This is a genomic window from Ruegeria sp. BB1 (assembly GCF_056539465.1).
Genome location: NZ_JBQFVB010000018.1, coordinates 1 through 6,056 on the forward strand (window position 1 = coordinate 1; position 6,056 = coordinate 6,056).

The following is a 6,056-nucleotide window of genomic DNA, read 5'->3' on the forward strand; positions in this document are numbered from 1 at the left end:
CCCCTTCACCGGCGCTGCTGAGGCGGTGTTGGGACGCTGGAGACGGCGGAGACGCTCAGGAGAGACTGGGGGCATCTTGAGGGATTTGTTAGGCGGGCGCGCTGAGGTTATTGGCGCAACGGTCTGGTTTTTGGCTCTGGGTGTTATGTTCTTTGACATTGATGGATAACTGAAGAGATATGTGGGCGGTTTGGTTCGTTTCGACGGATTGAATGTCTGTATATCGCGCTAGTAGGTTTCTCGAGCAATCGGGGCCGATGATCTAGTGTCAGCTTCACTGTTTGAGTGGTTCACTGATTTCTTAGGAAGTCTGTGTACATCAAACAGAAGACTTCATCAGGATTAGCCTCCTGATGAGATGTGCAGAGGTTCGAACGTCAAGGATAGCGCAGCAATGTGCTTTCAACTTGAGAGTTTGATCCTGGCTCAGAACGAACGCTGGCGGCAGGCCTAACACATGCAAGTCGAGCGCGCCCTTCGGGGTGAGCGGCGGACGGGTTAGTAACGCGTGGGAATATACCCTTTGGTACGGAATAGCCTCTGGAAACGGAGAGTAATACCGTATGAGCCCTTCGGGGGAAAGATTTATCGCCAAAGGATTAGCCCGCGTTAGATTAGGTAGTTGGTGGGGTAATGGCCTACCAAGCCTACGATCTATAGCTGGTTTTAGAGGATGATCAGCAACACTGGGACTGAGACACGGCCCAGACTCCTACGGGAGGCAGCAGTGGGGAATCTTGGACAATGGGGGCAACCCTGATCCAGCCATGCCGCGTGAGTGATGAAGGCCTTAGGGTCGTAAAGCTCTTTCGCCTGTGAAGATAATGACGGTAGCAGGTAAAGAAACCCCGGCTAACTCCGTGCCAGCAGCCGCGGTAATACGGAGGGGGTTAGCGTTGTTCGGAATTACTGGGCGTAAAGCGCACGTAGGCGGACTGGAAAGTTGGGGGTGAAATCCCAGGGCTCAACCCTGGAACTGCCTCCAAAACTATCAGTCTAGAGTTCGAGAGAGGTGAGTGGAATTCCAAGTGTAGAGGTGAAATTCGTAGATATTTGGAGGAACACCAGTGGCGAAGGCGGCTCACTGGCTCGATACTGACGCTGAGGTGCGAAAGTGTGGGGAGCAAACAGGATTAGATACCCTGGTAGTCCACACCGTAAACGATGAATGCCAGTCGTCGGGTAGCATGCTATTCGGTGACACACCTAACGGATTAAGCATTCCGCCTGGGGAGTACGGTCGCAAGATTAAAACTCAAAGGAATTGACGGGGGCCCGCACAAGCGGTGGAGCATGTGGTTTAATTCGAAGCAACGCGCAGAACCTTACCAACCCTTGACATCCTAGGACCGGCCCAGAGATGGGTCTTTCACTTCGGTGACCTAGTGACAGGTGCTGCATGGCTGTCGTCAGCTCGTGTCGTGAGATGTTCGGTTAAGTCCGGCAACGAGCGCAACCCACATCCTTAGTTGCCAGCAGTTCGGCTGGGCACTCTAGGGAAACTGCCCGTGATAAGCGGGAGGAAGGTGTGGATGACGTCAAGTCCTCATGGCCCTTACGGGTTGGGCTACACACGTGCTACAATGGCAGTGACAATGGGTTAATCCCAAAAAACTGTCTCAGTTCGGATTGGGGTCTGCAACTCGACCCCATGAAGTCGGAATCGCTAGTAATCGCGTAACAGCATGACGCGGTGAATACGTTCCCGGGCCTTGTACACACCGCCCGTCACACCATGGGAGTTGGTTCTACCCGACGGCCGTGCGCTAACCTTTTGGGGGCAGCGGACCACGGTAGGATCAGCGACTGGGGTGAAGTCGTAACAAGGTAGCCGTAGGGGAACCTGCGGCTGGATCACCTCCTTTCTAAGGATGTATCTAGTTAGATTTGTTCGCAAATCTCGTGATACACTTAGCAGAAGATCAACAAACAAAGTTGATCAAACTCATGGACCGAGCCGTCCTCATATCTCTTCAGAACACATCAGGCCGACCGGCCTGTCTGGGTCGGTAGCTCAGGTGGTTAGAGCGCACGCCTGATAAGCGTGAGGTCGGAGGTTCAAGTCCTCCTCGACCCACCAAGACATTTTTTGCCTCAGGCAAAAAAGTCGTTGTCGCGGCAGTGCCTTTGCGTAGCGAAGGTCACGAAAGCGACTATTTTGGGGCCTTAGCTCAGCTGGGAGAGCGCCTGATTTGCATTCAGGAGGTCAGGAGTTCGATCCTCCTAGGCTCCACCATTTACCCGATCAGATCGTTAAGCACCTTTGGGTTTTTAACCGTCCGATTGGACGCAGCTTCTTCGGAGGCTTTGACATCGTATAGAGAGAAATCAATCAACACTGTTTGATCGCGCCGAGTGTGGCGTTGATCTCAGTTGGTCCTCTTCGGAGGAGGTTCGATTTGGGATGTTTCCTCGTCCCTCTTTGAATATCCCGGCTGAAACGAACAGAGTTGTCCAAGTCAAGTACACTAACCCGCATGATCTGACGATCATGCATTGTCTTCCATTCTCCATGTGGGGCCGACCGACATCGGCAGCATGGGTTCCAGGATGGAAGGCGGGAAAGTATGCTTTTGGTTCAGAAACAGAGGCGGCCTTTAGTTACCAGCTGGGTCTGCCGTGAAGGACGTCTGTCTTTCTCTTTCTGGATCAAATCAAGCGCGAGAAGGGCGTTTGGTGAATGCCTTGGCAGCAAGAGGCGATGAAAGACGTGATACTCTGCGATAAGCCATGGGGAGCTGAGAATAAGCTTTGATCCATGGATTTCTGAATGGGGCAACCCACCTGAAAGCTTCATATTGTTATCTCTGATAATCAATATGTTGCTTAAACAGGTACTTAAGACCTGAATACATAGGGTTTTAAGAGCAAACCCGGGGAACTGAAACATCTAAGTACCCGGAGGAAAGGAAATCAATTGATACTCCCCTAGTAGCGGCGAGCGAACGGGGACCAGCCGAGCCAGATAAGTGACTAGAACATGTTGGGAAGCATGGCCATAGCGGGTGACAGCCCCGTATAGGAAGCTTTGATGGACGTATTAAGTAGGGCGGAACACGTGAAATTCTGTCTGAAGATCGGAGGACCACCTTCGAAGGCTAAGTACTCCTTGCTGACCGATAGCGAACCAGTACCGTGAGGGAAAGGTGAAAAGCACCCCGACGAGGGGAGTGAAACAGTACCTGAAACCGAACGCCTACAATCAGTCGGAGGCTCCTTGCGAGCTGACGGCGTACCTTTTGTATAATGGGTCATCGACTTGGTCTCACGAGCAAGCTTAAGCCGTTAGGTGTAGGCGTAGCGAAAGCGAGTCTTAATAGGGCGCATGAGTTCGTGGGATCAGACCCGAAACCGAGTGATCTAGGCATGGCCAGGTTGAAGGTAAGGTAACACTTACTGGAGGACCGAACCCACATCCGTTGAAAAGGATCGGGATGAGCTGTGCCTAGGGGTGAAAGGCCAATCAAACTCGGAGATAGCTGGTTCTCTGCGAAATCTATTTAGGTAGAGCGTCATCCGAATACCCCGGGGGGTAGAGCACTGGATGGGTAATGGGGCCCCACAGGCTTACTGATCCTAACCAAACTCCGAATACCCGGGAGTACTAGATGGCAGACACACTGCGGATGCTAACGTCCGTAGTGGAGAGGGAAACAACCCTGACCTACAGCTAAGGCCCCCAATTCATGGCTAAGTGGGAAAGCAGGTGGGACGACCAAAACAACCAGGAGGTTGGCTTAGAAGCAGCCATCCTTTAAAGATAGCGTAACAGCTCACTGGTCTAAATAAGTTGTCCTGCGGCGAAGATGTAACGGGGCTCAAGCCATGAGCCGAAGCTTAGGATGCCGTAAGGCATGGTAGCAGAGCGTAGTGTGACATAGTCTCATTCCTCCTTCACGTCTTCGGGCGGATTGGAGGAGAGAGGCTTTCGATGAAGCCGGCCTGTGAGGGATCCGGTGGAGAGATCACTAGTGAGAATGATGACATGAGTAGCGACAAAGAGTGTGAGAGACACTCTCGCCGAAAGTCCAAGGGTTCCTGCTTAAAGCTAATCTGAGCAGGGTAAGCCGGCCCCTAAGCCGAGGCCGAAAGGCGTAGGCGATGGGAACCAGGTTAATATTCCTGGGCCGTGGAGTGGTGACGGATCTCAGGTGTAGTTCAATCTTATCGGATTGATTGGGCTGCTGAGAGGTTCCTGGAAATAGCCCTCCTATCAGACCGTACCCTAAACCGACACAGGTGGACTGGTAGAGAATACCAAGGCGCTTGAGAGAACGATGTTGAAGGAACTCGGCAAAATACCTCCGTAAGTTCGCGAGAAGGAGGCCCGGTTCCTAGGCAACTAGGGGCTGGGGGCACAAACCAGGGGGTGGCGACTGTTTATTAAAAACACAGGGCTCTGCGAAGTCGCAAGACGACGTATAGGGTCTGACGCCTGCCCGGTGCCTGAAGGTTAAAAGGAGAGGTGAGAGCCTTGAATTGAAGCCCAGGTAAACGGCGGCCGTAACTATAACGGTCCTAAGGTAGCGAAATTCCTTGTCGGGTAAGTTCCGACCTGCACGAATGGCGTAACGACTTCCCCGCTGTCTCCAACATCGACTCAGCGAAATTGAATTGCCTGTCAAGATGCAGGCTTCCCGCGGTTAGACGGAAAGACCCCGTGCACCTTTACTACAGCTTCGCACTGGCATCAGGATTGTGATGTGCAGGATAGGTGGTAGGCTTTGAAGCGGAAACGCAAGTATCCGTGGAGCCTCCCTTGAGATACCACCCTTCGCACTCTTGATGTCTAACCGCGGTCCGTTATCCGGATCCGGGACCCTGCGTGGCGGGTAGTTTGACTGGGGCGGTCGCCTCCTAAAGCGTAACGGAGGCGCGCGAAGGTTGGCTCAGAGCGGTCGGAAATCGCTCGTTGAGTGCAATGGCAGAAGCCAGCCTGACTGCGAGACTGACAAGTCGAGCAGAGTCGAAAGACGGCCATAGTGATCCGGTGGTCCCGAGTGGAAGGGCCATCGCTCAACGGATAAAAGGTACGCCGGGGATAACAGGCTGATACTGCCCAAGAGTCCATATCGACGGCAGTGTTTGGCACCTCGATGTCGGCTCATCTCATCCTGGGGCTGGAGCAGGTCCCAAGGGTACGGCTGTTCGCCGTTTAAAGAGGTACGTGAGCTGGGTTTAGAACGTCGTGAGACAGTTCGGTCCCTATCTGCCGTGGGTGTAGGAGACTTGAGAGGAGTTGCCCCTAGTACGAGAGGACCGGGGTGAACGATCCACTGGTGGACCAGTTGTCGTGCCAACGGCAGTGCTGGGTAGCTATGATCGGACAGGATAACCGCTGAAGGCATCTAAGCGGGAAGCCCCCCTCAAAACAAGGTCTCCCTGAGGGCCGTGGAAGACCACCACGTCAATAGGCCGGAGATGTAAGCGCAGTAATGCGTTCAGTTGACCGGTACTAATCGCCCGATAGGCTTGATTTGATCCAGTAACAGAAAGACAAAGCTCACCGCCTCAAGTAGCGAAGCGGTAGGCGATCAAACAAAACCAAAAGCATACACCGACCTTGAGTTGGACAACGTTGATTGATGTGAAACCCCGTAAAGGGGTGACATAACAACCGAGTGGCAACGCGCCTTTGCACGCAAAGACGCTGCCTGCCACCCGTCGCTTTCTTGCTCAGCAAGAATGCAGACATGGGCTTTTCCTCGGTTTGGTGGTCATAGCGCAAGTGAAACACCCGGTCCCATCCCGAACCCGGAAGTTAAGCACTGCCGCGCCAATGGTACTTGGGCTTAAGCCCCGGGAGAGTAGGTCACCGCCAAACCTAGTAAAAGCCCAAAACATCTCTCTAACGATGATACAAATCTGACACTGACGCGGGATGGAGCAGCCCGGTAGCTCGTCAGGCTCATAACCTGAAGGTCGTAGGTTCAAATCCTACTCCCGCAACCAGCGTCAGAAAATCTCAGAACAGCCCGGTCACACTACAATTGATCCCCAAGATCAATCGCTTAACACCCTCAACCCGTCAGAACCACAAAACAATAGGGTGAGAG

At 53.2% G+C, this 6,056-nt stretch carries 3 tRNA genes and 3 rRNA genes; all 6 read left to right on the top strand.

Going from position 1 to position 6,056, the window contains the following annotated elements:
* Positions 1-403: 403 nt before the first annotated feature.
* The 6 genes from ACR0AL_RS20825 to ACR0AL_RS20850 all read left to right on the top strand — a co-directional run bounded on the left by ACR0AL_RS20825 (position 404) and on the right by ACR0AL_RS20850 (position 5,952).
* A 16S ribosomal RNA gene (locus ACR0AL_RS20825) occupies positions 404-1,865 on the top strand.
* 138 nt (positions 1,866-2,003) lie between these two features.
* A tRNA-Ile gene (locus ACR0AL_RS20830) sits at positions 2,004-2,080 on the top strand.
* 80 nt (positions 2,081-2,160) lie between these two features.
* Positions 2,161-2,236: transfer RNA gene (locus tag ACR0AL_RS20835), tRNA-Ala, on the top strand.
* A gap of 416 nt (positions 2,237-2,652) precedes the next feature.
* Positions 2,653-5,480 (top strand): 23S ribosomal RNA (locus tag ACR0AL_RS20840).
* 229 nt (positions 5,481-5,709) lie between these two features.
* A 5S ribosomal RNA gene (gene rrf / locus ACR0AL_RS20845) occupies positions 5,710-5,824 on the top strand.
* Together the 16S, 23S and 5S rRNA genes with 3 tRNA genes alongside form the textbook arrangement of a ribosomal RNA operon.
* Before the next feature lie 51 nt (positions 5,825-5,875).
* Positions 5,876-5,952 (top strand) — tRNA-Met (locus tag ACR0AL_RS20850).
* Positions 5,953-6,056: the final 104 nt, after the last annotated feature.